The sequence below is a fragment of the [Phormidium] sp. LEGE 05292 genome, assembly GCF_015207735.1.
Taxonomy (GTDB): domain Bacteria; phylum Cyanobacteriota; class Cyanobacteriia; order Cyanobacteriales; family Aerosakkonemataceae; genus Floridanema.
In genome coordinates this window covers 1-24,060 of the sequence record NZ_JADEWG010000057.1, presented here as the reverse complement: position 1 = coordinate 24,060, position 24,060 = coordinate 1, and the positions used below count along the sequence as shown (strand labels likewise).

Sequence of the window (24,060 nt, the reverse complement as noted above, 5' to 3'; positions counted from 1 at the left end):
TAATCTTTACCATCTAAGAAGCATAATGTCCGAATCATCACATCGTTATTTTAAATAGCTTGCGCCTATTTGTCCTCACTGACAAGTCATTTCTTATCCCGTGAATTTGAGCGCGAACCGAACAAACGCCCAAACAGCGCCTGTCCACCAGAACCAATTTGCCGACCTAAAGTACGTATAGGAGCCACAGCCCTCTCATCACTAGAAGGAGAAAAGCGCAATTCCAGAAGTTCCTTTAGTTTACTGCTGGTTAAAGGTCGATTTAGTACACCCCTTTCGGCTAACGAAATTGACCCCGTTTCTTCAGATACAACAATACACAAGCAATTTTCGACCCGTTCTGTAATTCCCATCGCCGCCCGATGGCGTGTCCCCAACTGGCGAGATGCCGTCCGCTCCGAAAGAGGTAAAATCACTCCCGCAGACACAATTCGCGAACCTGCAATCAACACCGCCCCATCATGTAATAAAGTTGAAGTCTGAAAAATCGTCTGTAACAGTTCCTTTGATACTTCCGCATTCAGTTTCACTCCTGGCACCGAAAAATCCTGCTCATCAATTGGACTACTCGTTTCCATTATGATTAAAGCACCGATCCGGTTTTGCGAGAGTTCTTTCACCGCATCTACAATTTCGTCAGTTACACTGTCCTGCTTAGGTGTAACTCGACCAGGGTGATTAAACAATTGCATAATATCCCCTCGACCAAGCTGTTCTAAAAACCTGCGAAACTCCGACTGGAAGATCACAGCCATCGCCACAGCTGAGCCAACAACTAATTTATCCAGAACAAAACTTAAGAGATACAGGTCTAAGCTTTTGCTTAACACACTAGCCAACATCAAGATAATAAATCCCCTGACCACCCAAAGGGTGCGTCGCTCACCAATGATGACCAGCACCATGTAGGTGAGAGCCAGAACCAACCCCACATCAACTAAACGTAGAACCCAACCAGGGTCGGTCAGCCATTTACGTAGCGCATCTCCCATCAGTTCTGGAATAAATAACTCTACAACTGCTCTTGCTCCTAACCATATCAATTAAGCTGAACGAGAGTTTAGCCAAAAAGAATGTATTTTTATCATAATTTCAATTATTACCAGTGGTATCAAAGCTTTACAAATTCTCAGATTGTTCATTTAATTTCATTTAATTTTAATTGTTTTTTTGACTGAAATCGATCGAAAAAATTTTTTCATGTTCTGAGATAAATATTGCTTTTCGCCGTTCAAAAACCATTTATTCAAAACTCAATATTTTTGTAGGCAGAAGGCTCCAAGGCAGAAGGCTCCAACAAAGGTTGGAATTAAGTTAGCGTAGCGGTGCGGAGCACATTTTAACTTTTGAGTTTTGAATTCGCCTCCCCCCGCCCCTGCTCCTAGAGTTCCCCTGCTGCCTTACAGTTCTAGATTAGTCGCTCTGGGAGACGATCGCATCTTATCAAATCCTGATAAGTCTCCCGCCGAATAATTACATTCGCTTCCCCATCTTTGACTAAAACCGCTGCCGGACGAGGCACTCGGTTATAGTTAGAAGCCATGCTGTAATTGTAAGCACCTGTACTGGGCACCACCAAAATATCTCCCGTTTGAGTTGGTGGCAAAGAAATATCTTTAATCAAGACATCTCCTGACTCACAATGTTTACCAGCAACAGTCACCGTTTCTGTTAAAGGCGCAGACATCCGATTGGCGACAACAGCTCGGTAAACTGATTGATAAGTAATAGGACGAGGATTATCCGACATCCCCCCATCTACAGAAATATAAGTGCGAATTTCGGGGACTTCTTTCCGACTCCCGATCGTGTAAGCTGTCACACAAGCAGAACCAATTAAAGAACGTCCAGGTTCACACATTAATTTTGGCAAAGGTACTTGTTGAGCTTGACAAGCAGCCGTTACAGATTCACAAACAACCTTCGACCATTCAGCAATACTTGGAGGATCATCTGTTTCCGTGTAGCGAATACCTAAACCACCACCAATATTTAAATGAGTTACAGGCAAACCATAATCAGCTGCTTTTTTCAGCCAGCCTACCATTACTCCTGGTAAATCTTGATGAGGTTGGAGTTCAAAAATTTGCGAACCAATGTGAGCGTGTAGTCCTATACATTTAAGGTTAGGATTTTTGCTAACAAAGCTAAATACTTGATCTATTTGATGGGGATCGAAGCCAAATTTACTATCTAAGTGACCAGTGCGGATATATTCGTGAGTATGACATTCGATCCCCGGAGTTAGCCGCAGCATAATTGATACTGGCAATTTAGCTAAACTAGCCAAAGTTTCCAATTCTAGCCAATTATCGACGATAATTGTACATTGGGATGCGATCGCCAAATCTAATTCCTGAACTGACTTATTATTGCCGTGAAAATAGAGTTTTTCAGGAGCTATACCAGCTTGAATAGCAGTGTACAGTTCGCCTCCAGATACTACTTCTACAGCTAAACCTTCACTGTGGACGATCGCACAAACCGCCAAACAATTCCAAGCCTTAGAAGCATAAACTACCTGAGATTCCCCAGCATAGTAAGTCTTAAAACTATCGTGATACTGGCGACAAGCAGTTCTGAGAGTTTCTTCATCCAAAATATAAAGTGGCGAACCGAACTGCGCCACCAGAGAAGTGACATCACAGCCACCAATTTCCAAACAGCCACTACTATTAACCTGAGCTGTCAAAGGTAAAAGTTCCTGATTTGGCGAAGCAGTAGCACTCCTGGAATCAGACAAATACTGAGAACCAGAATTGCGAACCCCGGCTGGGTGAGTTGATACCATAGTGTGAGAGCGATCCTCAAAAATTCAAAATAACAAGCTTAAGTGATTCACTTTCACCAGTTTACAATCGCGCCTTGACACATATACTAACTATTCAACCTTTAACCACAGACTTACTACCAGCAGTAGTCGAACTAGACCAAAAATGTTTCGCTGGACTCTGGACTCTGGAAGGCTACCAAAGAGAGTTAGACAGCCCTAATAGTGACGTTATGTTAATTTTGGCAGATCGGGGGAGCAGAGGGGCAGAGGAGCAGAGGGGCAGAGGAGCAGGGGAGCAGAGGAGCAGGGGAGCAGAAAGTAAAGATTCCCCTTGTCCCCTTGTCCCCTTGTCCCCAGTCCCCAGTCGATGGCGGTCCCCAGTCCCCAGTACCCGACTCTTGGCAATGGGCTGTCAGTGGGCTATTTTAGATGAGGCACACATTACAATTGTGGCTGTCTGTCCCGACTACCAACATCAAGGTTTAGGTCAGGCGATGCTGCTAGTTTTGTTGTCTAGAGCCAGACAACGAGGTTTAGAACGAGCCACCTTAGAAGTAAAAGCGTCCAATCAGCCAGCCATCTCTCTTTACGAAAAGTTTGGCTTTAAAGTAGCTGGAAGGCGACGCGGATACTATCAAGATACAGGTGAAGATGCTTTGATTCTTTGGCTCAATGGCTTACACTATCCCGAATTTACTCAGACTTTGGCTGAGTGGGAACAGCAAATTGGCTTGCGTCTTGCTGCTTGTGGTTGGGAATTACAAATTAAAGAAATTGCTAATTAAAAGGAAAAAATTAAGAGTTAGTAAAGGAAGAGTTTAGATGTTTTAGCTAAATAAATGGCGCTCGGAGAACGTCTACGTAGCACCTATTGCCTATGCAAAAGCGCCAATTTTTTATTAATAAATTTAGTCATCTTAAGGGGTGTTTGCCAAAGATAATGACAGCCCTTCAGAATCCCTATGCTAGAATCAAACCTACCGGGACTCAGCAGGTGATGGAAAGCTGCCATGTTTGAACGCTTTACAGAAAAGGCTATTAAAGTGATCATGCTGGCCCAGGAAGAAGCACGTCGCCTGGGACACAACTTTGTTGGTACAGAACAGATCTTATTAGGTCTGATTGGTGAGGGGACAGGTGTCGCCGCCAAGGTACTAAAATCGATGGGCGTTAATTTGAAAGACGCTCGAATTGAAGTAGAGAAAATTATCGGTAGAGGTTCTGGTTTTGTTGCTGTAGAAATACCGTTTACCCCTCGTGCTAAGCGCGTTTTGGAGTTATCCCTGGAAGAGGCTCGTCAACTAGGACATAACTACATTGGCACTGAGCATCTCCTTTTAGGTCTGATCCGGGAAGGGGAAGGGGTCGCAGCAAGAGTTCTAGAAAATCTAGGTGTTGATTTATCGAAAGTCCGCACCCAAGTCATTCGGATGCTGGGCGAAAATACCGAAGTTACCCCTGGTGTAAGTCAAGGGCGAACAAAAACTCCAACTTTGGATGAGTTTGGCTCGAATCTAACTCAGATGGCTGGGGAAGGTAAGCTCGATCCGGTGGTGGGTCGCCAACGGGAAATTGAACGGGTAATCCAAATTCTGGGTCGGCGGACTAAGAATAATCCGGTATTAATTGGGGAACCTGGTGTAGGTAAAACAGCGATCGCAGAAGGTTTAGCCCAACGCATCGCTAATTCTGATGTACCAGATATTCTCGAAGATAAGCGGGTGGTCACTCTCGATATTGGCTTGCTGGTTGCAGGTACTAAATATCGGGGTGAATTTGAAGAACGCTTGAAGAAGATTATGGATGAAATTCGATCGGCTGGAAATGTAATTCTAGTGATCGATGAAGTACATACTCTAATTGGAGCGGGTGCGGCTGAGGGTGCGATCGATGCAGCTAATATCCTCAAACCTGCTTTAGCACGGGGCGAACTCCAGTGCATCGGCGCTACAACTTTAGACGAGTATCGCAAACATATTGAAAGAGATGCTGCTCTAGAAAGACGCTTCCAGCCAGTAATGGTGGGCGAACCAACTGTAGAGGAAACAATTGAAATTCTCTACGGTTTGCGCGATCGCTACGAGCAACACCATAAACTGAAAATTTCCGACGAAGCTTTAGAAGCAGCAGCGAAATTATCGGATCGCTACATCTCCGATCGGTTCTTGCCAGATAAGGCGATCGATTTGGTTGATGAAGCAGGTTCTAGAGTACGCTTGATTAACTCGCAACTACCACCAGCAGCGAAAGAATTGGATAAGGAACTGCGTCAAGTCCTCAAGGACAAAGATGATGCAGTGAGAGCCCAAGACTTTGACCGAGCAGGTGAGTTGCGCGATCGAGAAATGGAAATTAAGAGCCAAATTCGCTCTATTTCCCAAAATAAAAAGGCTACCGAAACTTCCGACAACAAGGATGTTTCACCAGTTGTCACTGAAGAAGACATCGCTCAAATTGTCGCTTCTTGGACTGGTGTACCAGTGAATAAACTCACTGAGTCTGAGTCGGAAAAACTGCTACACATGGAAGACACCCTGCACCAACGCTTGATTGGTCAGGAAGAAGCAGTAACAGCAGTTTCACGGGCAATCCGTCGGGCTAGAGTTGGATTGAAAAATCCCAATCGTCCGATCGCTTCCTTTGTATTCTCTGGCCCAACCGGGGTAGGTAAAACTGAGTTAGCCAAAGCTCTAGCATCCTACTTCTTTGGTTCCGAAGAAGCAATGATCCGCTTGGATATGTCGGAATACATGGAACGGCACACCGTTTCTAAGTTGATTGGTTCTCCTCCGGGTTATGTTGGTTACAACGAAGGTGGACAATTAACCGAAGCAGTACGTCGTCGTCCCTACACTGTGGTACTTTTCGACGAAATCGAAAAAGCTCACCCCGATGTATTCAATATGCTGCTGCAAATCTTAGAAGACGGTCGTTTGACTGATGCCAAAGGTCGGACGGTAGACTTCAAGAACACCTTATTGATCATGACCTCCAACATCGGATCTAAGGTAATTGAAAAAGGCGGCGGTTCTTTGGGCTTTGAATTCTCCTCCGACCAAAACGAAGCGCAGTACAACCGAATTCGTTCTTTGGTTAATGAAGAATTGAAGCAATACTTCCGTCCAGAATTCCTCAACCGTTTGGATGAAATTATTGTCTTCCGGCAACTTTCCAAGGATGAGGTTAAGGAAATTGCTGATATCATGCTCAAGGAAGTATTCGGTCGTCTGTTGGAACAAGAAATTACTTTAGAAGTAACCGAAGCTTTCAAAGACCGCTTGGTACAGGAAGGGTACAACCCCAGCTATGGTGCTAGACCATTACGCCGCGCAATTATGCGGTTGTTGGAAGATAGCTTGGCTGAGGAAATCCTTTCTGGTCGCATCCAAACCGGAGATACTGTAGTTGTGGATGTAGATGACCAAGGTCAGGTAAAAGTACGCCAAGGGGAAAAGCGAGAATTGCTACCCCAAGCTGCTGAATAAGTTTTGAAGTTTTGAGTTTTGAGTTTTAAGTTATTACTCAACTCAAAAGTTCAAACTTCAAAGTTTTGAAAAACGGTAGGGTTAATTTCTACCGTTTTTCTGTTGATTACTGCAACCTAGATCCCCGATTCCTTCAAGAAGTCGGGGATCTGTGTACCGCATATCTATCTCAAAACAGGATCGGGATTTATGGATTTACATGATAATCAGGATGATTAATCAAGAAATCTATCTGGTCAATCTGTAAATCCTGTAAATCCTGTAAATTCTGTAAATCCCGATCGCGTAGCGTGCCGTATAGCCCTGTCGGGCATTCAAGAAAAGGCGTATCGAACTTTCTTCCCTGTTCCCTTTTAAAGGAAAAATCTATGAAATATAAAGTAAATTCGCAATTAGTTTATACAATTAATCAACCCAGCACTTTTATTTTTAATGTGCAGGTTGTGCGAAATGATTTCCAAAAGATTATTGCCGAAGAATTACAACTCGATCCCCAATTACCTTTTGATGAATTGACTGTCGATGAGAATGGAAATCGCTATATCCGCTTAGTTGCACCTGTGGGTAATTTGGCAGTAAACTATCAAGCAACTGTAGATTTGTCGCATTTTTTGACAGATGGGAAAACGATCGCAGAAGTAGCGCCAGCAGAATTGCCAATGGAGACTTTTAAATATCTTTATCCCAGTCGCTATTGTCAATCAGATATGTTGTTTGGTTTGGTGCAAAGTGAATTTAATAATTTACAACCTGGTTATTCTAGAGTAGCGGCAATTTGTGAATGGATTTATGAGAAGGTGACTTATCTTTCTGGGAGTAGTGACTCGCAGACTTCTGCTTATGAAACTGCAATGCAAAGGGCGGGTGTTTGTCGAGATTTCGCTCATTTAGGTGTGGCTTTTTGTCGGGCTTTAAATATCCCAGCACGTTTTGTAAGTGTGTATGCTTATCAATTAGAACCACAAGATTTTCATGCAGTTTTTGAGGCTTATTTGGGCGATCGCTGGTATTTGTTTGATGCCACAAAATTAGCACCAGAAGATGGTTTTATTCGGGTTGGTACAGGTAGAGATGCGGCAGATGTTTCTGTAGCAACTATTTTTGGTTCAGTAAAATTAGAAGAAATGAAGATTTTTGTAGATCAAGTTTCGGAAGAAAAGGAGCCTGATAATATGGGTGAGGCGATCGCGTTTGCGTAACGTGCCGTAGGTATATCGCCTAGCGTGTGCGTAACAGATATTTCTGAACACCTAATTTTGCCATCTAACGATTTTAAATTTATGAAACGGGCTACCAACTCAAGTTGGGACAAATTAACAGAAATATCTGTTCCCTGTTCCCTGTTCCCCGTTTCCTTCCCACTTTAGATCGATCGCCTAAAAAACTAACAAGCGCAATTGTTAGCCTGAACTAACTCGCGAGACTCTTGCTTTACATAACCAGCCATAGCTGCTAATTGTAACTTCAGAAAAGCATTGAAGTCTTCCGACTCATACTTTTGGCTTAAAAGTTGTCGCAGTAAGTCTTCGGCTTCTATAGTTAAATACCCACTGTTTAAAGCCTGTTGTACCACATCACGAATCAAAACCATAGCATCTCCTCAAAAAAGAACTAATAAGCTCATTGTCCAAGTATCCTTAAAATTTGCTTATAACTATGACTCCATAACTCTTTATAATGTTTCCGGGAACTAAATTGTGATAGATTCATAGTTCTAATATTTCGTGCATCTTGTAAGTGAAATATCGCTTCTTAGGCTTCATTGAATATATGTAGTGCCATAGTTTATCCAATTTCATCTGTCTTTAGCATGAAACTAGAGAAAGATTGATTCGGTGAGTAAGATGGCTCTATATCGCTATGAGAAAACTAGTTTCGTTTTTGTATCAGTAATAACAATTTATGCAATATAAAGACCAAGACTTAAAAGATTCTCCTACTGAGTCACCTTCGCCAAGCGTCGGGGTAGCAAAAGTGTGGCGACAAATAAAGGAAAATCTGCTCATTTTAAGCATCGCCTTGGGATTAGCGTTGTTAATTCGCGCCTTTATCGCAGAACCGCGCTTTATCCCTTCGGATTCGATGATACCGACTTTGCAGTTAGGCGATCGCCTAGTAGTCGAAAAAGTTTCCTATCACTTCCATCCACCCCAAGCAGGCGATATCGTAGTTTTTGAACCACCTACTCAATTACAAATTCAAGGTTATACAAAAGACCAAGCATTTATTAAACGAGTAATTGGTGAATCTGGGCAAATTGTCAGCGTCGCTAACGGCAAAGTTTATATTAATAACCAACCCCTAAAAGAAGATTATATTGCCGAATCACCTGATTATCGTTGGGGGCCAAAACAAGTTCCAGAAAATCAAATATTCGTCATGGGAGATAACCGCAATAATAGCAACGATTCCCATATTTGGGGCTTTTTACCCACTGACAATATTATTGGTCGTGCTTTATTTCGTTTCTGGCCTTTTGACCGCATCGGATTTGTGACTAAAGATTAATTTAGGCTATTTGTAATTAGAGTTATGGTCAGAGTTAGGAATTTTTTTTGTACGCAGATGAATGCAGATAAACGCAGATAAACGCAGATGGTACAGAGAGGTTATCGATTTTTGCAGGAACTCTTTTTTTTACCACAGATGTTCACAGATAAACACAGATAAACACAGATGTTTAACCAATTACCAACTAACCAATACCTAAAACCGCAAATAGTGCATTAACTGACCAATTACTTCACCTGGTAAAGATAAGCGATTTTGGAAATCTGCTAAACTGCGATAAAAGCCAGCAGATTCTCGATTGGCGACAATCTTATCAGCCAACAAATTATCAATACCAGGGATTTTACTTAACATTTCCCCAGTTGCAGTATTAAGATTAATGGGTTTTGGTGAATAAATGCTTTCTACATCGTAATAACAAAATTGCAGAATTGGTGCTAAAGGTTGTAATCTTTGGACTGACCAACTTAAAGCAGCAGCAATATCTTCCAAACAATGAAACTCTACCCCATTGCGGCTAAGTTCCACAAGCGATCGCGCTTGATGAATCGACAAACCCGGTAATCTCAACCAATCATCAACAGTCGCTTGATTTACATCAATTCTAATTCCCAAACTTGCTGCTAAAACAACTTCTTCGATTGATTGAAATCGATAATAGGGGTCTTTTAATAAACGATTGCGAATAAACATTTGTGTTAAATTTCCATCCTTTTACTCACGATTTACAAAATTCAACCAATTTTCTCAAGCCTTTAGTCCTTTACCTAAATTCGATTTTATGTGGGAAATTTTAGATTTTAGATTGGCGATCGAAGATTTTCCAGAAAAGTTATCAGTTTTAAGTTTTGAATTTTGAATTAATAACTCAAAACTGAATCGGGGCAATTCATGAATTGCCCCGACAACTTAACAATTAAGTAATTGGCGGCGTTTTTGTTCAAATTCGTAATCAGAAATTAGACCCTCTTGACGAAGACTTTCCAATTGGCGCAAAGCATCGGCAAGGGCATTGACATTTTGTGGTTCAACAGTAGATTTGAAAGTGACACCTGTCTGGGCATTAAAATTGCGATCGAACTCTTCTGAATCTTGGACTAAATACCAAAAACCTTCGATCGCACTCGCCACACGAGGTATCGGAGTCCACGATAACATCAAATAGAAAACACCCCATAGCGGCTGTCCCAAATAAAACTTATGCAGTCCCGCAACAGGAACTAAAGTTCCACTAAATGCCAGCATTGCCGCTACCTGTCTACTTTTCGGCTTACTTAACATAATATTGCGTCAACCCTCAAAGAGTAAAAAATTGTAGTTAACCCATTAATTTAGCTTCGTTTTGCCAAACTTAGCCACAACTGTCACCAAGAATTTTGTTACCTCATCAATAGACATCTGAATCTATGATATAGATTTCTGTAACCATCAAAGCCTCAACTGTTCGGCTTTTCCCACTTGCTGATTACAAATTACCCGACAATTGATGTCAAATTGAATGCGATCGGCTAAATTACAACAAAATAGCCCAGGATATAGTTTGAATTACCAATCCACCCTGGACTAAAATAGGAACACAACTAATACACGACCAACTGAATTAAAAAGTTCAGTTTAATAAAAAGAAAATGGGATTTTTTGACTCTGAGATCGTTCAACAAGAACTAAAAGAACTATCCGAAGAATATCAATCCTTGATTCACATCGGAGGAAACTACGGAAAATTCGATCGCGAGGGCAAAAAGCTATTCATAGAACAATGGGAAGCACTCATGGAGCGATACCGTATATTTATGAAACGCTTTGAACTATCTGAGGACTTCATGGCCCAAATGACCATGCAACAACTAAAAACCCAACTCAATCAATTTGGGATTACACCTCAGCAAATGTTCGACCAAATGCACCTCACCCTAGAACGGATGAAATCCGAATTAGACAAACAGCCCTAACCAATTTTGTCGCTTTGGCAATAAAGTTAACTCAATGATTAGCTTAATGGCGAAAAACAGTAAAGGGTAATGTCTGCTTTCACCCTTACCCTTTACTCTTTACCACTACCCTAATTGAATCAACCTAAGCACGCGGACGTTTAAATTTAGAAGGTGGCACAAAGTACTCCACAGGTACACCATCCAAAGCGCGATTCATAAAATTCCGCCAAATCGGTGCTGCATAGTGACCACCTGTAACACCAGAAGCTAAACGTCGGTTATCATCCCGACCTATCCAAACTGCCACAGATAACTGAGGAACAAAACCCACAAACCAAACATCCTTTTCCGAAGAAGTAGTACCAGTTTTTCCCGCAGCTGGACGACCAATACTCGCCATTTTTCCGGTGCCGCTATTGATTACCGTTTGCATGACATTAGTAATAGAAGCTGCTGCCCAAGGATCGAGAACTAACTTAGGTTTCGGCGTATTATCTAAAATGATATTGTTCTGAGTATCAGTCACTTGCACAATTAAAGTAGTATCAGACTGCCAACCATTATTAGCAAAAGTCGCATAAGCAGAAGCCATTTCCATTGGTGTCAAACCAATAGCACCCAAAGGCAGAGAAATTACAGGTTCCATTGGGCTTTTAATTCCCAAAGTACGGCACACTTCAATTACCTTATCCAATCCCACAGCACGTCCCATTTTTACAGCAGGAACGTTGCGCGATACGGCTAAAGCCTGCCGAATACTTATTGGCCCAGAAAAAGTATTATCGTAATTTCTGGGAGAATAACCACGCACCCCATCCCGATAGCGTACCGGAGTATCATAAACAGTAGAGTCAGGCGTAAATTTACCCGAAGCAAAACCTGTATAGTAAACAAACGGCTTGAAAGCAGAACCAGGTTGCCTTGTAGCTTGGGTAGCACGGTTAAATTGACTCTTTTCGTAATCAGAACCACCAACCATCGCCTTAATAAAATGGGTGCGTGGGTCAACAGCCGCCAATGCCAGTTCCGTTTTCCAGAGTCCGCGACGTTGTAATCTCCGATGTTCGTTGGCGATAAAATCTTCCGCCATACGCTGGAAGCCAAGATCAATAGTGGTTTGCACCCGCATTCCACCCTTTTGCACCGTTTCCCGACCGAACTTCTGAATTAACTCTTGCTTCACCGCATCAGTAACATAAGGTAACTGACTACCTTGGAACGATGTCACCTTACCCAACTTTAAAGGTTGCTTTCTCGCAGCGGCTTCTTCCTGTGGTGTAATCCAGTTTAACTCCCGCATCCGGGCTAAAACTAAAGCTTGACGCTGTTTAGCTATCTTATAGTGGACAAAAGGGCTGTATTCTTCCGGGGCTTGAATAATACCCGCCAACATCGCTGATTCTGCCAAAGTTAAGTCAGAAGCTTTTTTATTGAAATAACTTTCTGCCGCAGTTTGGATACCGTAATTGTTATGTCCCCAATAAACCTGATTTAAGTACAACTCTAAAATTTGGTCTTTGGTGAGAATTTGTTCCAGGCGAATTGCCATGACTGCTTCTGCCACTTTCCGGCTAAAAGCCCTCTTGTGGGAGAGAAAAACGTTTTTCACCAACTGCATAGTGAGAGTAGAACCACCTTCTACCACATTGCCATTTTCCCAGTTAGCTTTAAACGCCCGACCAATACTGCTAGGGTTAATTCCCTGATGCAGATAGAAGTGACTATCTTCAATTGCTAATACTGCTCGCTTGAGTTCTGGAGAAATTTTATCTAGGGGAACAACTTCCCGATTAGCTTCACCGTGAATGCTAGCCAGCCATTTACCTTTAACATCATAAATGTGAGAAGTTTCTGTGGGGGCGTAAGTACGTAAAACTCTCACATCTGGCAAATTGCGGAAGCTAATCGCCAGACCAACCAATCCTCCAGCGACAACGGAAGTGGTTAGCATGGTAATGCTCAGTAGAGTGCCACCAGTAATTGTGGCAATGGTCTGTACAAATTGAAAGCTGGATGCGTTACTGCCGGATGGCTTTTGTCGGAGTGTGTTAGACGACACGGCGATTTGACTTCCTCAACGCGACAATACTGAAATAAAAGTGGATAAATTATCTGGGTTTAGATAAGTGAGTACTTATAACTGCTTTATTCTAAAGACTTATATTGAGTACAGGAAAGTGGGGACATTTTGTATTGGATTCTGATGATGGACTGCCAAGGTCAAACTTTAGCATAAATCACTTTTATTGGTGTGTTTCTGAAGATGGATTAGTTTTCGAGGTCGAGAGCGGCTGGATTGAGTTAGCATTAATATTCTGACAAGTTTTGCGGTTAGATCAACCTGGCTGATTTTATTTTTGATGTCAACCAGTGAGTTTACCACCCTCTGGACATTTGGCAAGTATGACCTCTGATAAATCCTTTAATTTTACCCAAGATCTGAATAAACTGTACCGGGGTATCAGTGAGATTTTCCCCAATGTGACTGATTCTCAGGATGTAAATGAGAATCTGGCACAAAGGTTAGCACAAAGCGATCGCCCTTTGCGCGTTAAACTCGGAATTGACCCCACTGGTGCTGATATCCATTTAGGTCATAGTATCCCAGTTCGGAAGTTACGCGCTTTTCAAGATGCCGGACATACAGCAGTACTAATTATTGGTGATTTTACCGCTAGAATTGGCGATCCGACCGGAAAATCCGAGGTGCGTCGCCAATTAACTCCCGAAGATGTGGCGCAAAATGCTCAAACTTACTTAGAACAAGTGCGCCCGATTTTAGATTTTGATACCCCCGGACGTTTAGAGATTCGCTACAACTCGGAATGGTTGTCTAAATTGGATTTGGCGAAGATTCTGGAATTACTTGCCACAATGACTGTCGGGCAAATGTTGGAAAAGGAAGGTTTTGATTTGCGCTACAAGCAGCAAAGTCCGATTTTTCTCCATGAGTTTCTTTACCCGTTGATGCAGGGTTATGATTCGGTGGCAGTTGAGGCGGATGTAGAATTAGGCGGTACCGATCAAAAGTTTAATATTGCGGTGGGTAGAGATTTACAAAGACATTTTGGTTTAACGCCGCAGTTTGGAATGTTGATGCCAATTTTGCTGGGTACTGATGGTAAACAAAAAATGTCTAAGTCTTTGGGTAATTATGTAGGTTTAAGGGAAGATGCCTTAACTATGTACTCAAAGTTGGAGAAAACACCAGATAGTTTGGTGAAGCAGTATTTTGAACTGTTGACTGATAAATCTTTGGATCATTTACCAAGTGATGCCAGAGAAAGACAAAAACTTTTAGCTTTAGATATTGTGTCGCAATATCACGGTGAAGAAGAGGCGCAAAAGGTGCAAAGGGATGCAGAAAATTTGGTGGGTGGGAAAACTTTCCAAGCTGATACTGTTCCTGAGTTTTCTTTGGCAAGTGTGAATTTTCCGGCGAAATTCTTTTATGTTGTGAGTGCTTGTGGATTGTGTAAAAGTAGTTCCGAGGCGCGAAAGCAAATTCAAGGGGGTGGGGTGCGAATTGATGGGGAACAAATTACGGATGTAAATCGGACTTTTGATTCTCCTGAAGAGTTGTATGGTAAGGTATTGCAGTTAGGGAAAAATAAGTTTGTTCGGCTGGTGCAGTAATGGTGTTAGCAGCAGAAAGGGTTATTGTGCCTTTAGATGTTTCGCGGGAGGAGGATGCGATCGCACTTCTTTCTCAACTTCCTGAAGTACAATTTTGGAAAGTAGGATTAGAATTATTTGTCAGCACTGGTGCGGTAATTCTTCCAATTCTCAAAACCCACCAAAAACGCATTTTTCTCGACCTAAAATTACACGACATTCCTAACACCGTCGCTGGTGCTTGTCGCGCCGCCGGAAAATACGGAGTTGACTTACTCACCATTCATGCTACTTGCGGTAGAAAAGCTTTACAAGCTGCCAAAACTGCATTAATTGAAAGTGCAGCAGAAGCGGGTTATCCGCCACCGAAACTAATTGCAATTACCCTTTTAACTAGTTTGAATTCTAGGGATTTAGCTTTTGATTTAAAAGTACCAATTGAATTGCCAGAATATGCTTTACAAATGGCAGTTTTAGCCAAAGAATCTGGTTTGGATGGCGCAGTTTGCTCACCGCAAGAAGCAGCACAACTGCGTCAAGTTTGCGGCGATGAATTTCTGTTAGTTTGTCCCGGAGTGCGTCCCAAATGGGCAGAAACGGGCGATCAAAGTCGGACTTTTACGCCTAGTGAAGCTATCAAAGCAGGGGCAGATTACTTAGTAATTGGTCGCCCCATTACTGCTGCTAGTAACCCTCAAGAAGCTTGGGCAAAAATTAGCGATGAATTGGCTATTTTTTAAAGAAAATAAAAATACAATTCTTTCTTCTTCTTTCTTCGTGTCCTTCGTGCCTTCGTGGTTTATTATCATTCTTGCTCTTGGCAAAAACTTTTTTTTAGAACGCAGATGAACGCAGATAAACGCAGATGAACGCAGATAGTAGATAAAGATTTGGGCTGGGTAGATAGATTTATAGGAAATGATATGAGAGGTCAGAATTTAGCAACAAAGGGAATTTTTTTGTTTTTCCTTTGTTCCTTTTGTTTCCTGACTTCGGTATTATTAGAAAATTCATCAGCTAATAGCCAAAATTACGTTTGTCCTGCTGATTTGGAAACTTTAACTAATTTATTATTGCGAGATTTACCCAGCTATGCTAATCGTGTGACTAGCAGAAGTAACCCGATAAATTCCCCTAGCGGAACTTATGTGATTTTAGCTGGAAAACCGGAATTTGCTCCGTTAACTCTTGGCCCTGGTGTTTACTCGCCAGCAGCACCAGTTGAGGGCGAAGGTGTGCCAAAACAGATATTTTTTACTACTTTAGAAAGACAGTATTTGGCTAATAGGGCGAATTTATTACAAAATTATCATTGGTTGTTTTTGGTAAAAAGTAATAGTGGTTGGCGATCGGTAATGTTGTATTCTCAATTAGGGTCTTATCCCAGTGCAAATCCTCCTACTGCACCCAGAGAAAGTAGTACGGGAATTATTGGACAATCTGTGCAAATTTGGTTAAGAGATTGTCGTGCTGGAGTAATTAAACCTTAGTTGAAGTCTGTTGTAAGCGCTTCAGCGCTAAATGTAGCGCTGAAGCGCTTACAACAGACCTATTGCTGGTTACGAATTCGATCGAACTTTGCCCTCACCTCTTGGATATCTTGCCACATTAACCACTTGGGACTTCCTTGCTCTCTGGAGGGATTTCTTAATAAATAAGAAGGATGGAAAATTGGCATACATAAACGATTTTCCCATTCCAGCCATTGACCGCGAATCTTAGTTATTCCCCGTTTATCTCCTGTTAAACCTTTGACAGCGGTAGCGCCAGCTAATAAGATAATTCTCGGATCTACCAGGCGAATTTGTTCTAATAAATAAGGTTTGCAAGCGTTCATTTCTTCAGTGGTGGGAACGCGATTTCCTGGGGGTCGGCATTTATTAATGTTAGAAATATACACATCTTTTTCACTGTCTAATTGGACAGCAGCTAAGATTTTTTCTAATAATTGCCCAGCTTTGCCGACAAATGGTAATCCAGTTTCATCTTCTGTTTGTCCCGGTGCTTCTCCAATAATCATTAAATCAGCTTGGGGGTTGCCTCTGCCGACAACTGCATTGGTGCGATGATTTCCTAGTTCGCAGCGATGGCAATGGTTACAATGTTCTGCCATCTCGGTGATAGTTTGGTAAGTTCCGGGGGGAATGGGAATTTTGGCATCTGTGGGAATCAGATTTGGCGGAAAATCTGGTTTGGGGGCAGATGAACTAAAGTTGGAAAGGTCAAAGAGATTGCCTTGTTCTGCGTCAGACATTACAAAAAAAAGATTTTAGTAGCACAAAATTATACTATCGGTCAAGATAGAGGCAATCCTACTGCCAAGTGACGGAGAAGAGTATGCCACATTCTGTACTGTTTTGCGATCGCAACAGTGCCGGAATACAATTAGCCGAAGCAATTGAGGCAGAGATCAACCTAGTTAAAGCGTCGGGGGTTTCTGCATCACCAATTGTCTATGCGTTGCCTCGCGGTGCTTTGCCTGTTGCCGTCCCAGTGGCGCTGAAATTGGGTTGCCCTTTAGAAATTATTAGCGCCAAAAAAATTGCGCGTCCAGAAGATCCAGAATTGGCTATTGGTGCAGTAACAGCAGATGGGTTAGTAATTTGGTCAAGCAGATTACACGACGCTAAAACTGATCCTAGTTTACAGTTAGCTTTTCAAGAAGCCAGATCTAAAGCGGAAGCACAATTGCAACAGTTAGCGCCTTATTGCCGGAATGTTAGCTCAGAAGGTGCGATCGCCATTCTAATAGATGACGGCATCGCTACGGGCATGACTACTGCTGTAGCGATTCTTTCTTTACGCTTAAAAAGACCTGCTGCGGTTTGGATTGCCACCCCAGTCGCACCTTTGAGTTTAATGGCAATGTTACACGAATGGAGCGATAAAGCGATCGTTCTAGCTCAACCCCAAAATTTCCTCAGCGTTAGCCGCTTTTATGACGAGTTTCCCCAATTGGAAATTGAAGAAGCCATCAGTTGTTTGCAACAGGTTAATGATAGCAGGGGAGCAGAGGAGACAAGGGGACAAGGGGACAAGGGGACAAGGGGACAAGGAGAAATTTAACTTTTACCCTTTTCCCCCTTTCTTTCCTTCCGCCTTCTGCCTTTACCCATAGCTTGTTACGATATTTAACCAGGTTCTAATTATTCAAAGTAAAAATGTCGGCAACTTTCGTTTCCTCACAAGATTCTATTCCTGGTACTTATTGGCAGTGGCGACAACAGCAAATCTATTATGTCCGGGCGGGAAAATCTCATTCTGACCGTCCACCGTTGCTGTTGATTCATGGATTTGGTGCTTCCACAGACCATTGGCGGAAAAATATTATTGGGTTGAGTAAAGATTTTGAGGTTTGGGCGATCGATCTGTTAGGATTTGGACGTTCCGCTAAACCAAATTGGGATTACAGCGGCGATTTGTGGCGCGATCAATTACATGATTTTATCACCCAAGTAATAGAAAAACCCGTAGTTTTAGCTGGAAACTCACTCGGAGGCTATGCTTCTTTGTGCGTCGCCGCCCAACGCCCCAACACCGCCAAAGGCGTGATTTTACTCAACAGTGCAGGGCCATTTACAGAAATTGAACCACAACCCGAACCAGATTTAATCAGAAAAATTTGGGGTGAATTAGTATTATCAATACTCCGTCAATCTTGGGCAAATTTCCTTCTGTTTCAATACATCCGTCAACCTTGGATAATTCGCAAAACTTTGGAAAAAGTTTACCTCGACCAAAGTGCAGTTACAGATAGATTAGTAGAAGAAATTTATCGTCCTTCCTGCGATCCAGGTGCGCCGCAAGTTTTTGCTTCAGTTTTTAGCACTCGTCAAGGTGAAAAAGTTGACGTTTTACTTAAAGAATTAGCTTGTCCATTATTACTAATTTGGGGAGAAGCCGATCCTTGGATGAATGCCAAAGAAAGAGGTATAAAGTTTCGCCATTATTATCCTAATTTGGTAGAACATTTTCTCAAAGCCGGACATTGCCCCCATGATGAAGTACCCGATCGAGTAAACAGCATCATCAACCAATGGGTAACAAATAATTGCTAACTTGTTAGTTGTAGGCGCTTCAGCGCTAAAGCGCCTACAACTAACCTCATTTTTGATTGTTACTAACGTGGCACAACTGCAAAGAAAGTTGTCTCACCAAAAGCTCCCAGAGATAGCTCAAAAATCCAATTTTTCTCTACTGTTTCCCCATTTTCTCCCGTACTATGTTTAGCTGTCGGAAGTAAACTCAATGTTCCATTTTCGTTCATAAAAGAACGCAATTCTTCAACAGCCATTGCTTTAGTAGCACGAGCCTTTAAACCAAAAGCAACAGGATCTTTAAGAATTAATGCTAAAGGACTGTTCGGATTAGTATCATCCTCCAGAAAACTCTTAATTGCTAAAGATAAAGCTTCCGTAAATGTGACTTCTCCTCCTAAAGCCATTTGTTTGTTAATTACCGTATAACTAGCAACAAACTTTAATTGAGGAACTTTTAATTCTTGTGTGATGCCAGCAACGGTATTTTTGCCATAAGCTAAAGTAGAAACATTGTTTCCATCAGCATCAAAAAGTTTCGCTTCATCCCCTGCATCATTCCAAACAGCAGTTTTACTACCATAAGAAAAACCACCTGTTTCAGGATGTACTTCGTTCGTATAAACGCGGAAACTCTTGCCACTTTCCAAGATAGTTCCTTCTGGGAAGATGAAAAATTGCTTCAAGCCACCCCCAGAAGTGATTTTCCAACCGGAGATATTTGCTGGACTGTTGCCGAGGTTGCTAATCTCTATATATTCATCGGATTGAGTACGTTTGACTTCTCCTTTATAAAGTAATTTGGAAATAGTGACATCTGTAGTAGCGGTGATGGTAACTTCCTCCGAGTCACTTACTAAAGGTTCAGGTGTAGGTTCCGGCGCTCTTTCCGGCGCAGATGTTATTTCCACTGATGCTTCGGGGGCGATCTCTGGTTCCAGCGCCAGAGTGAGATCGACTAGTACTTCCAATGTGGGTGTTGCTTCCGGCGCAGGAGTGACATCAACTGGTGCTTCGGGCGCGATCTCTGGTTCCACTGAGGGAGTGACATCAACTGGTGCTTCAGAGGCGGGTGTTGTTTCCGGCGCAGGAGTGACATCAACTGGTGCTTCGGGCGCGATCTCTGGTTCCAGCGTCGGAGTGAGATCGACTGGTGCTTCAGAGGCGGGTGTTGTTTCCGGCGCAGGAGTGACATCAACTGGTGCTTCAGAGGCGGGTGTTGTTTCCGGCGCAGGAGTGACATCAACTGGTGCTTCGGGCGCGATCTCTGGTTCCAGCGTCGGAGTGAGATCGACTGGTGCTTCAGATGCGGGTGTTGTTTCAGGTGCGGTTTGGGGAACGGGGCTTTTAATAAATTCAGCCGTAGCCATTAACTCTTGACCATTACTATTAGTCAGGATGATCTGATTAAGCGAGGAATCAGGTTGTAAATTAATGATGTGAATACCCCGGTCTTGATAAAGAGTTTTTACTCCAAAAAATAGTGAGTCATTTTTATTAACAGCCATATTTTCGCTAACAGTATTCGGTGATTTTTCCAGCTTCAAACCAAATGCTGCTAGAAAAATATTCCAATTGTTGGCTTCTTTTTGTGCTCCTTCTTGACCTGTACCAGCCCAGAGATAAACTTTGCCACCATTTTTCACATATTCAATTAAAACTTGGTTATCTACAGGATCGCCACCGATAAAAATCCCATCATATTGTTCTAGGGTTGCTAAATTAATCGGGATATCCATTCCTTTAGTCCAAGTATGACCGGAGTTGGTCATAGTTTCCTCTAAAGACGATTCAATTAATCCCCAATTATTAGAAAGTACATGAAATTTGCCTTTCTCATCTCCGACAAAGTATTTAGCTAGATTAATTGCGAATGTGGCTGTATCAGGTGCGTTTTGGAAACCTGGATCGCTGAGCGTCCATTCGTCTGCATTAACTACAATTTTGCCATTTAACGGTTTAGGTACAGGGGCTTTAATAAATTCAGCCGTAGCCATTAACCCTTGACCGCTACTATTAGTCAGGATGATCTGATTAAGCGGAGAATCGGGTTGTAAATCGATAATATGGATACCCTGATCTTGATAAAGAGCTTTTACTTCTGAAAGTAGTGGGTGATTTTTATTCACTGCTACATTTTCGCTAACCGTATTATCTAATTTTTCCAGCTTCAGACCGAATGCTTTGAGGAAAGTATTCCAATTGTTGGCTTCTTTTTGTGCTTCTCCTCGATCTGTACCAGCACAAAGATAAACCTTGCCACCATTTTTCACATATTCAATTAAAACTTGATTATCGACAGGATCGCCACCAATAAAAATTGCATCATATTGATTAAGGGTTGCTAAATTAATCGGGATATGTATTCCTTTAGTCCAAGTATGACCCGCTTTGGCCATCGTTTCCTCTAAAGACGATTCTGTTAAACTCCAGTTGTTGGAAAGTACATGAAATTTGCCTTTCTCGTCTCCAACAAAGTATTTAGCCAGATTAATTGCGAATGTGGCTGCATCAGGCGCGTTTTGGAAACCTCGATCGCTTAGCGTCCATTCGTCTGCATTAACTACAATTTTGCCCAGTGAATTACTCATGATTTAAAGATTTTTTGCGAATTATTTAATCTAAGGTAAGAAACTATTAACTCTTCAATTTGTACCTTATATTGATAAATAGTAGCAAAGAAGCTGACGTTTTACTCAAACAATTAGCTTGTCCTTTGTTGTTAATTTGCCGAAAAGCTGAGCTTTGGATAATTGGTAAAGAACAAGGTCAAAAGTTATACCATTGTTATCCTGATTTGACCAAATATTTTCTGCAAGCAGGACATCGCCTTCATGGTGAAGTAAGCTGCTACGCATTTAATTTTACTACTTACTTAAAGGAAAATGTTCTGCAATAAAAGCCTCAGCAGACTCTTTACTATCAATTTTATCATCCAAAGTAGCCGTCAACAAAGCATCTAAAATTTCTTTAAATTGCTTCCCTGGTTTATATCCTAATGCTTTCAAATCATTGCCATTTAAAGGTGCTTTGATCTGACTCAATTCGGTGAGATAACGCCAAATATTTTGCCTAATTTTACGGAAACTTCGCACAGCAATTAAAATCAAAGTAGGTAAATTGTACTGGCGCATTACTTGAAATATTTCGCTTGTTAATTGTAATTCTGGCAAACTTTCAGTAATGTTAGTTTCGGCTTTGTCTAAATTCTGTAACCGCTCAATACTATCTAATGGTAATTGTAAATTATTTGCTACCTTACCTCGAAATTCTGGTGCTAAGTAAGCGATTAAAACTTCCAGGCGCATTTGCCAATGTTCTAAGTTTTTTTGCGGATCGAATTTTTGGAGACAGCGATCGAATAACCTTACTTGCCACCACAACTTTTCATCTAACTCTAAAGTTGGATGAATGCAACGCAAAGCTTCTAAATTAGCCAAAACTTGTAATGCTGGTTTCCAATAGGGAGCTTGTAAAATATATTTTAATTCTGATTTAAGCCTAGTTTCTAATGCTGGGGCTCTGCCATTTTTACCTTGAATTTGTTCGTAAATTCCGCTAGCTATGGCATAGCGAATATATCCCTCAGTCTGCGGTTCAATTTCAAAACCTAAACGCACAGCAAAGCGAACTGCACGATAAATTCTCGTCGGATCTTCAATAAAACTATTAGCGTGTAAAACCCTAATTTGTCGAGATTGTAAATCTAATAAACCGCCAAAGAAATCTAACAATTCACCAGCACGAGGTTTTGTTAGTCTCATGGCTAAAGCATTTATGGTAAAATCTCTTCTGTAAAGGTCTTGACGGATTGAACTTGCTTCGACTTCTGGATTAGCTGCTGGATAGGGATAAAACTCAGTTCTCGCTGTCGCAATATCTATCCAAAGTGAACCCAAATCAGGGTCTTTATGCCACAATAAAGCAGCAGTTTGAAATTGTCCGTGAACTTCTAAACGCACACCCGGATAAATATTTTGTAAAGCTTTAGCTAACTCTACACCCGCACCGACATCGGCAGATTTATGAAACCCATCTACTACTAAATCTATATCTTCTAATAATACTTGCTTTTGCCGATCTGCTAATAGTAAATCTCGCACAGCGCCACCAACTAGATAAAGATGCCAACCGCGTTTTTCTGCTTGGTGAGAGGCTTTTTGTAATAGTTTCCATAAAGGCGGAGTTAGGCGATCGCGCAACTGAGAAATCGGCAAAGGACAATAAGCAGTATGCACTCCTGTTTTTTTGTCTCTTTCTCCTCTCCTATTTTCCTGATGCAACTGTCGTAAAACATCAGTCCGAGTGACAATTCCTACTAATTGCCCTTCCTCTAAAACTGGCAACCTACCAATATCATAAGTTACCATTAATAACTCAATTTCTGGTAATGGAGTATCGGGTGAAATTGTCTTTAAGTTAGTAGTCATATAACCTTTAACTGGCGCATGACTAAAACCATGATGTAAGGCAATATCGATATCTCGACGGGAAATAATTCCCACTAATCGATCGTTCGCATCTACTACCGATAATCCCGAATGACCATATCTTAATAAAATGCGTTGGGCTTGTTTAATTGTAGTTTCTGGGCGAATTGTTCGCACCGGAGAAGACATTAACTCTCTAGCTGTGGGGGGATGAGGAATTTGCCATTTTAAGCGTTCAATTAACTGTTGCAAAATCAGTTCCGAGGACAGGGTTTTCATGGTTAAAGATGCCGCTTGGGAATGTCCCCCACCACCTAAATCTTGAAATAATTGATTTAAATCTGTGCCATCAATGCGCGATCGACCAATTATTGTTAAACTTTCAGCAGAGTTATCACTTTTATGTCTAGCTGCTAATAATAAAACATCACTTTCAGTTAAATCAATTAATCGCGAAGCTAAACTAGACAAACCAGGAACAAAGCCCGGAGTATCAATTAAACTCCAAGCTAAGGTATAACCCAACTGATTTATTGTTTGCAAATTATCTAAAGCGACAGTCAGTAATTGTTGTAATTGACGAGATAAACCAGGATCAATATATTCAGCAATAACAGGTAAAGAAGCACCTTGAGTCATTAACCAAGCTAAAGCCGCTGCATCTCTGGGTGTAGAATGATCGAAAGTTAAAGAACCCGTATCCACATGGATACCCAACGCCATTACTGTTGCTTCCGCAGAGGTTAAAAAGTTTTCTCCCGCTACTTTTTGCAACTGTTCTACTATCAAAGTAGTAGTAGCTCCCACAGCTTCAATAGTGACTTGCGTTGCTGGGATGTCAGAATTTTGATTTAAGTGATGGTCGTATAAAACAATTTCGGTTAAATCGGGTAAATCTAACCATTCAGCTGCTTTACCTAAGCGATCGCGTTGTTGCGTATCTACTACTGTAAGCGATCGAATTCGTTTTGGATTTACTGATCGCCTTTCAATCAAAGCATACTCATCCCGATGCAAAGCCAAAAAATCCCTCACCGCTGGATGAGCACCACCAGTCAGCACAATTCTAGCCCCCGAAAGCAAGCGCGTTAACCCGACAGCTGCTCCCAAAGCATCAAAATCGGCGGTTGTATGGCATAAAATCAAATCCATTACTTTCTGGGGATTGGGGACTAGGGACTGGGTACTGGGTACTGGTAAAATCTTAACCTTTTCCCTTTTCCCTTTTCCCTTTCACCTTTATTTCTGCTCCCCTGCTCCCCTGCCCCTCTGCTC

Annotated in this window: 20 protein-coding genes; 11 read left to right on the top strand and 9 right to left on the bottom strand. The window is 41.8% G+C overall.

Translation table 11 applies throughout. The features are described 5' to 3' along the window. Positions 1–86: 86 nt before the first annotated feature. Positions 87–992 (bottom strand): diadenylate cyclase CdaA, encoded by a 906-nt coding sequence (gene cdaA / locus IQ264_RS16900; protein ID WP_193981980.1) that lies wholly within the window; start codon positions 990–992, stop codon positions 87–89. A 416-nt stretch (positions 993–1,408) separates the two neighbouring features. Then, positions 1,409–2,791, bottom strand: coding sequence for a diaminopimelate decarboxylase (lysA, locus tag IQ264_RS16895; RefSeq protein ID WP_193981964.1), 1,383 nt, complete (start codon positions 2,789–2,791; stop codon positions 1,409–1,411). 74 nt (positions 2,792–2,865) lie between these two features. Between lysA and rimI the strand changes: the two genes are divergently transcribed. The 3 genes from rimI to IQ264_RS16880 all read left to right on the top strand — a co-directional run bounded on the left by rimI (position 2,866) and on the right by IQ264_RS16880 (position 7,457). After that, positions 2,866–3,558, top strand: coding sequence for a ribosomal protein S18-alanine N-acetyltransferase (rimI, locus tag IQ264_RS16890; protein ID WP_228061601.1), 693 nt, complete (start codon positions 2,866–2,868; stop codon positions 3,556–3,558). A gap of 225 nt (positions 3,559–3,783) precedes the next feature. Beyond that, the gene (locus tag IQ264_RS16885; protein WP_193981963.1) at positions 3,784–6,258 is read left to right on the top strand and encodes an ATP-dependent Clp protease ATP-binding subunit; all 2,475 of its coding nucleotides are present in this window, start codon (positions 3,784–3,786) and stop codon (positions 6,256–6,258) included. Positions 6,259–6,626: 368 nt separating this feature from the next. Further along, positions 6,627–7,457, top strand: coding sequence for a transglutaminase-like domain-containing protein (locus IQ264_RS16880; RefSeq protein ID WP_193981962.1), 831 nt, complete (start codon positions 6,627–6,629; stop codon positions 7,455–7,457). Between the two features lie 185 nt (positions 7,458–7,642). Here the strand turns inward: IQ264_RS16880 and IQ264_RS16875 are convergent, their stop codons facing one another. Next, on the bottom strand, positions 7,643–7,849 hold the full coding sequence (locus IQ264_RS16875) for a hypothetical protein (RefSeq protein ID WP_193981961.1): 207 nt from the start codon (positions 7,847–7,849) through the stop codon (positions 7,643–7,645). 311 nt (positions 7,850–8,160) lie between these two features. Here IQ264_RS16875 and lepB point away from each other — a divergent pair, with 311 nt between their 5' ends. Then, positions 8,161–8,766: a signal peptidase I gene (gene lepB, locus IQ264_RS16870; protein ID WP_193981960.1), complete on the top strand. Its 606-nt coding sequence runs from the start codon at positions 8,161–8,163 to the stop codon at positions 8,764–8,766. A gap of 198 nt (positions 8,767–8,964) precedes the next feature. Here lepB and IQ264_RS16865 read toward each other — a convergent pair whose 3' ends face one another. Together IQ264_RS16865 and IQ264_RS16860 are read right to left on the bottom strand one after the other, a co-directional pair. Continuing rightward, on the bottom strand, positions 8,965–9,462 hold the full coding sequence (locus IQ264_RS16865) for a helix-hairpin-helix domain-containing protein (protein ID WP_193981959.1): 498 nt from the start codon (positions 9,460–9,462) through the stop codon (positions 8,965–8,967). Between the two features lie 216 nt (positions 9,463–9,678). Beyond that, positions 9,679–10,050 (bottom strand): NINE protein, encoded by a 372-nt coding sequence (locus tag IQ264_RS16860; RefSeq protein WP_193981958.1) that lies wholly within the window; start codon positions 10,048–10,050, stop codon positions 9,679–9,681. Positions 10,051–10,397: 347 nt separating this feature from the next. On the opposite strand from IQ264_RS16860, the gene IQ264_RS16855 reads away from it, so the two are divergent. Beyond that, the gene (locus IQ264_RS16855) at positions 10,398–10,721 is read left to right on the top strand and encodes a DUF1825 family protein (protein ID WP_193981957.1); all 324 of its coding nucleotides are present in this window, start codon (positions 10,398–10,400) and stop codon (positions 10,719–10,721) included. A gap of 124 nt (positions 10,722–10,845) precedes the next feature. Here IQ264_RS16855 and IQ264_RS16850 read toward each other — a convergent pair whose 3' ends face one another. Continuing rightward, positions 10,846–12,762, bottom strand: a complete 1,917-nt coding sequence (locus IQ264_RS16850; protein ID WP_193981956.1) for a penicillin-binding protein 1A — start codon at positions 12,760–12,762, stop codon at positions 10,846–10,848. Between the two features lie 344 nt (positions 12,763–13,106). Between IQ264_RS16850 and tyrS the strand changes: the two genes are divergently transcribed. From tyrS to IQ264_RS16835, 3 genes are all read left to right on the top strand, one after another. Next, a complete protein-coding gene (tyrS, locus tag IQ264_RS16845) occupies positions 13,107–14,339 on the top strand; it encodes a tyrosine--tRNA ligase (protein WP_193981978.1) in 1,233 nt (410 codons plus the stop codon). Beyond that, positions 14,339–15,058, top strand: a complete 720-nt coding sequence (gene pyrF / locus IQ264_RS16840; protein ID WP_193981955.1) for an orotidine-5'-phosphate decarboxylase — start codon at positions 14,339–14,341, stop codon at positions 15,056–15,058. The genes tyrS and pyrF overlap by 1 nt, the downstream gene beginning before the upstream one ends. 183 nt (positions 15,059–15,241) lie before the next feature. Next, positions 15,242–15,808 carry a hypothetical protein gene (locus IQ264_RS16835; RefSeq protein ID WP_193981954.1) on the top strand — a complete coding sequence of 189 codons (567 nt, stop codon included), beginning with the start codon at positions 15,242–15,244 and terminating at the stop codon, positions 15,806–15,808. Positions 15,809–15,867: 59 nt separating this feature from the next. Here IQ264_RS16835 and IQ264_RS16830 read toward each other — a convergent pair whose 3' ends face one another. Continuing rightward, complete coding sequence (locus IQ264_RS16830) at positions 15,868–16,572, bottom strand: uracil-DNA glycosylase (protein WP_193981953.1); 705 nt, start codon at positions 16,570–16,572, stop codon at positions 15,868–15,870. 83 nt (positions 16,573–16,655) lie between these two features. On the opposite strand from IQ264_RS16830, the gene IQ264_RS16825 reads away from it, so the two are divergent. Then, positions 16,656–17,384: a phosphoribosyltransferase gene (locus IQ264_RS16825; RefSeq protein WP_193981952.1), complete on the top strand. Its 729-nt coding sequence runs from the start codon at positions 16,656–16,658 to the stop codon at positions 17,382–17,384. A gap of 95 nt (positions 17,385–17,479) precedes the next feature. Continuing rightward, on the top strand, positions 17,480–18,376 hold the full coding sequence (locus IQ264_RS16820) for an alpha/beta fold hydrolase (protein WP_193981951.1): 897 nt from the start codon (positions 17,480–17,482) through the stop codon (positions 18,374–18,376). A gap of 62 nt (positions 18,377–18,438) precedes the next feature. Here the strand turns inward: IQ264_RS16820 and IQ264_RS33015 are convergent, their stop codons facing one another. After that, complete coding sequence (locus IQ264_RS33015; RefSeq protein ID WP_228061600.1) at positions 18,439–20,946, bottom strand: lamin tail domain-containing protein; 2,508 nt, start codon at positions 20,944–20,946, stop codon at positions 18,439–18,441. Between the two features lie 71 nt (positions 20,947–21,017). Here IQ264_RS33015 and IQ264_RS16810 point away from each other — a divergent pair, with 71 nt between their 5' ends. Further along, positions 21,018–21,254, top strand: coding sequence for a hypothetical protein (locus tag IQ264_RS16810; RefSeq protein WP_193981950.1), 237 nt, complete (start codon positions 21,018–21,020; stop codon positions 21,252–21,254). Here the strand turns inward: IQ264_RS16810 and IQ264_RS16805 are convergent. Then, positions 21,223–23,937, bottom strand: coding sequence for a CBS domain-containing protein (locus tag IQ264_RS16805; protein WP_193981949.1), 2,715 nt, complete (start codon positions 23,935–23,937; stop codon positions 21,223–21,225). The genes IQ264_RS16810 and IQ264_RS16805 overlap by 32 nt on opposite strands. Positions 23,938–24,060: the final 123 nt, after the last annotated feature.

Coding starts and splice junctions, on each gene's coding strand:
- cdaA (WP_193981980.1), bottom strand. CDS start 992: ATGGGAGATGCGCTACGTAAATGGCTGACCGACCCTGGTTGGGTTCTA.
- lysA (WP_193981964.1), bottom strand. CDS start 2,791: ATGGTATCAACTCACCCAGCCGGGGTTCGCAATTCTGGTTCTCAGTAT.
- IQ264_RS16885 (WP_193981963.1), top strand. CDS start 3,784: ATGTTTGAACGCTTTACAGAAAAGGCTATTAAAGTGATCATGCTGGCC.
- IQ264_RS16880 (WP_193981962.1), top strand. CDS start 6,627: ATGAAATATAAAGTAAATTCGCAATTAGTTTATACAATTAATCAACCC.
- IQ264_RS16875 (WP_193981961.1), bottom strand. CDS start 7,849: ATGGTTTTGATTCGTGATGTGGTACAACAGGCTTTAAACAGTGGGTAT.
- lepB (WP_193981960.1), top strand. CDS start 8,161: ATGCAATATAAAGACCAAGACTTAAAAGATTCTCCTACTGAGTCACCT.
- IQ264_RS16865 (WP_193981959.1), bottom strand. CDS start 9,462: ATGTTTATTCGCAATCGTTTATTAAAAGACCCCTATTATCGATTTCAA.
- IQ264_RS16860 (WP_193981958.1), bottom strand. CDS start 10,050: ATGTTAAGTAAGCCGAAAAGTAGACAGGTAGCGGCAATGCTGGCATTT.
- IQ264_RS16855 (WP_193981957.1), top strand. CDS start 10,398: ATGGGATTTTTTGACTCTGAGATCGTTCAACAAGAACTAAAAGAACTA.
- tyrS (WP_193981978.1), top strand. CDS start 13,107: ATGACCTCTGATAAATCCTTTAATTTTACCCAAGATCTGAATAAACTG.
- pyrF (WP_193981955.1), top strand. CDS start 14,339: ATGGTGTTAGCAGCAGAAAGGGTTATTGTGCCTTTAGATGTTTCGCGG.
- IQ264_RS16835 (WP_193981954.1), top strand. CDS start 15,242: ATGAGAGGTCAGAATTTAGCAACAAAGGGAATTTTTTTGTTTTTCCTT.
- IQ264_RS16830 (WP_193981953.1), bottom strand. CDS start 16,572: ATGTCTGACGCAGAACAAGGCAATCTCTTTGACCTTTCCAACTTTAGT.
- IQ264_RS16825 (WP_193981952.1), top strand. CDS start 16,656: ATGCCACATTCTGTACTGTTTTGCGATCGCAACAGTGCCGGAATACAA.
- IQ264_RS16820 (WP_193981951.1), top strand. CDS start 17,480: ATGTCGGCAACTTTCGTTTCCTCACAAGATTCTATTCCTGGTACTTAT.
- IQ264_RS33015 (WP_228061600.1), bottom strand. CDS start 20,946: ATGAGTAATTCACTGGGCAAAATTGTAGTTAATGCAGACGAATGGACG.
- IQ264_RS16805 (WP_193981949.1), bottom strand. CDS start 23,937: ATGGATTTGATTTTATGCCATACAACCGCCGATTTTGATGCTTTGGGA.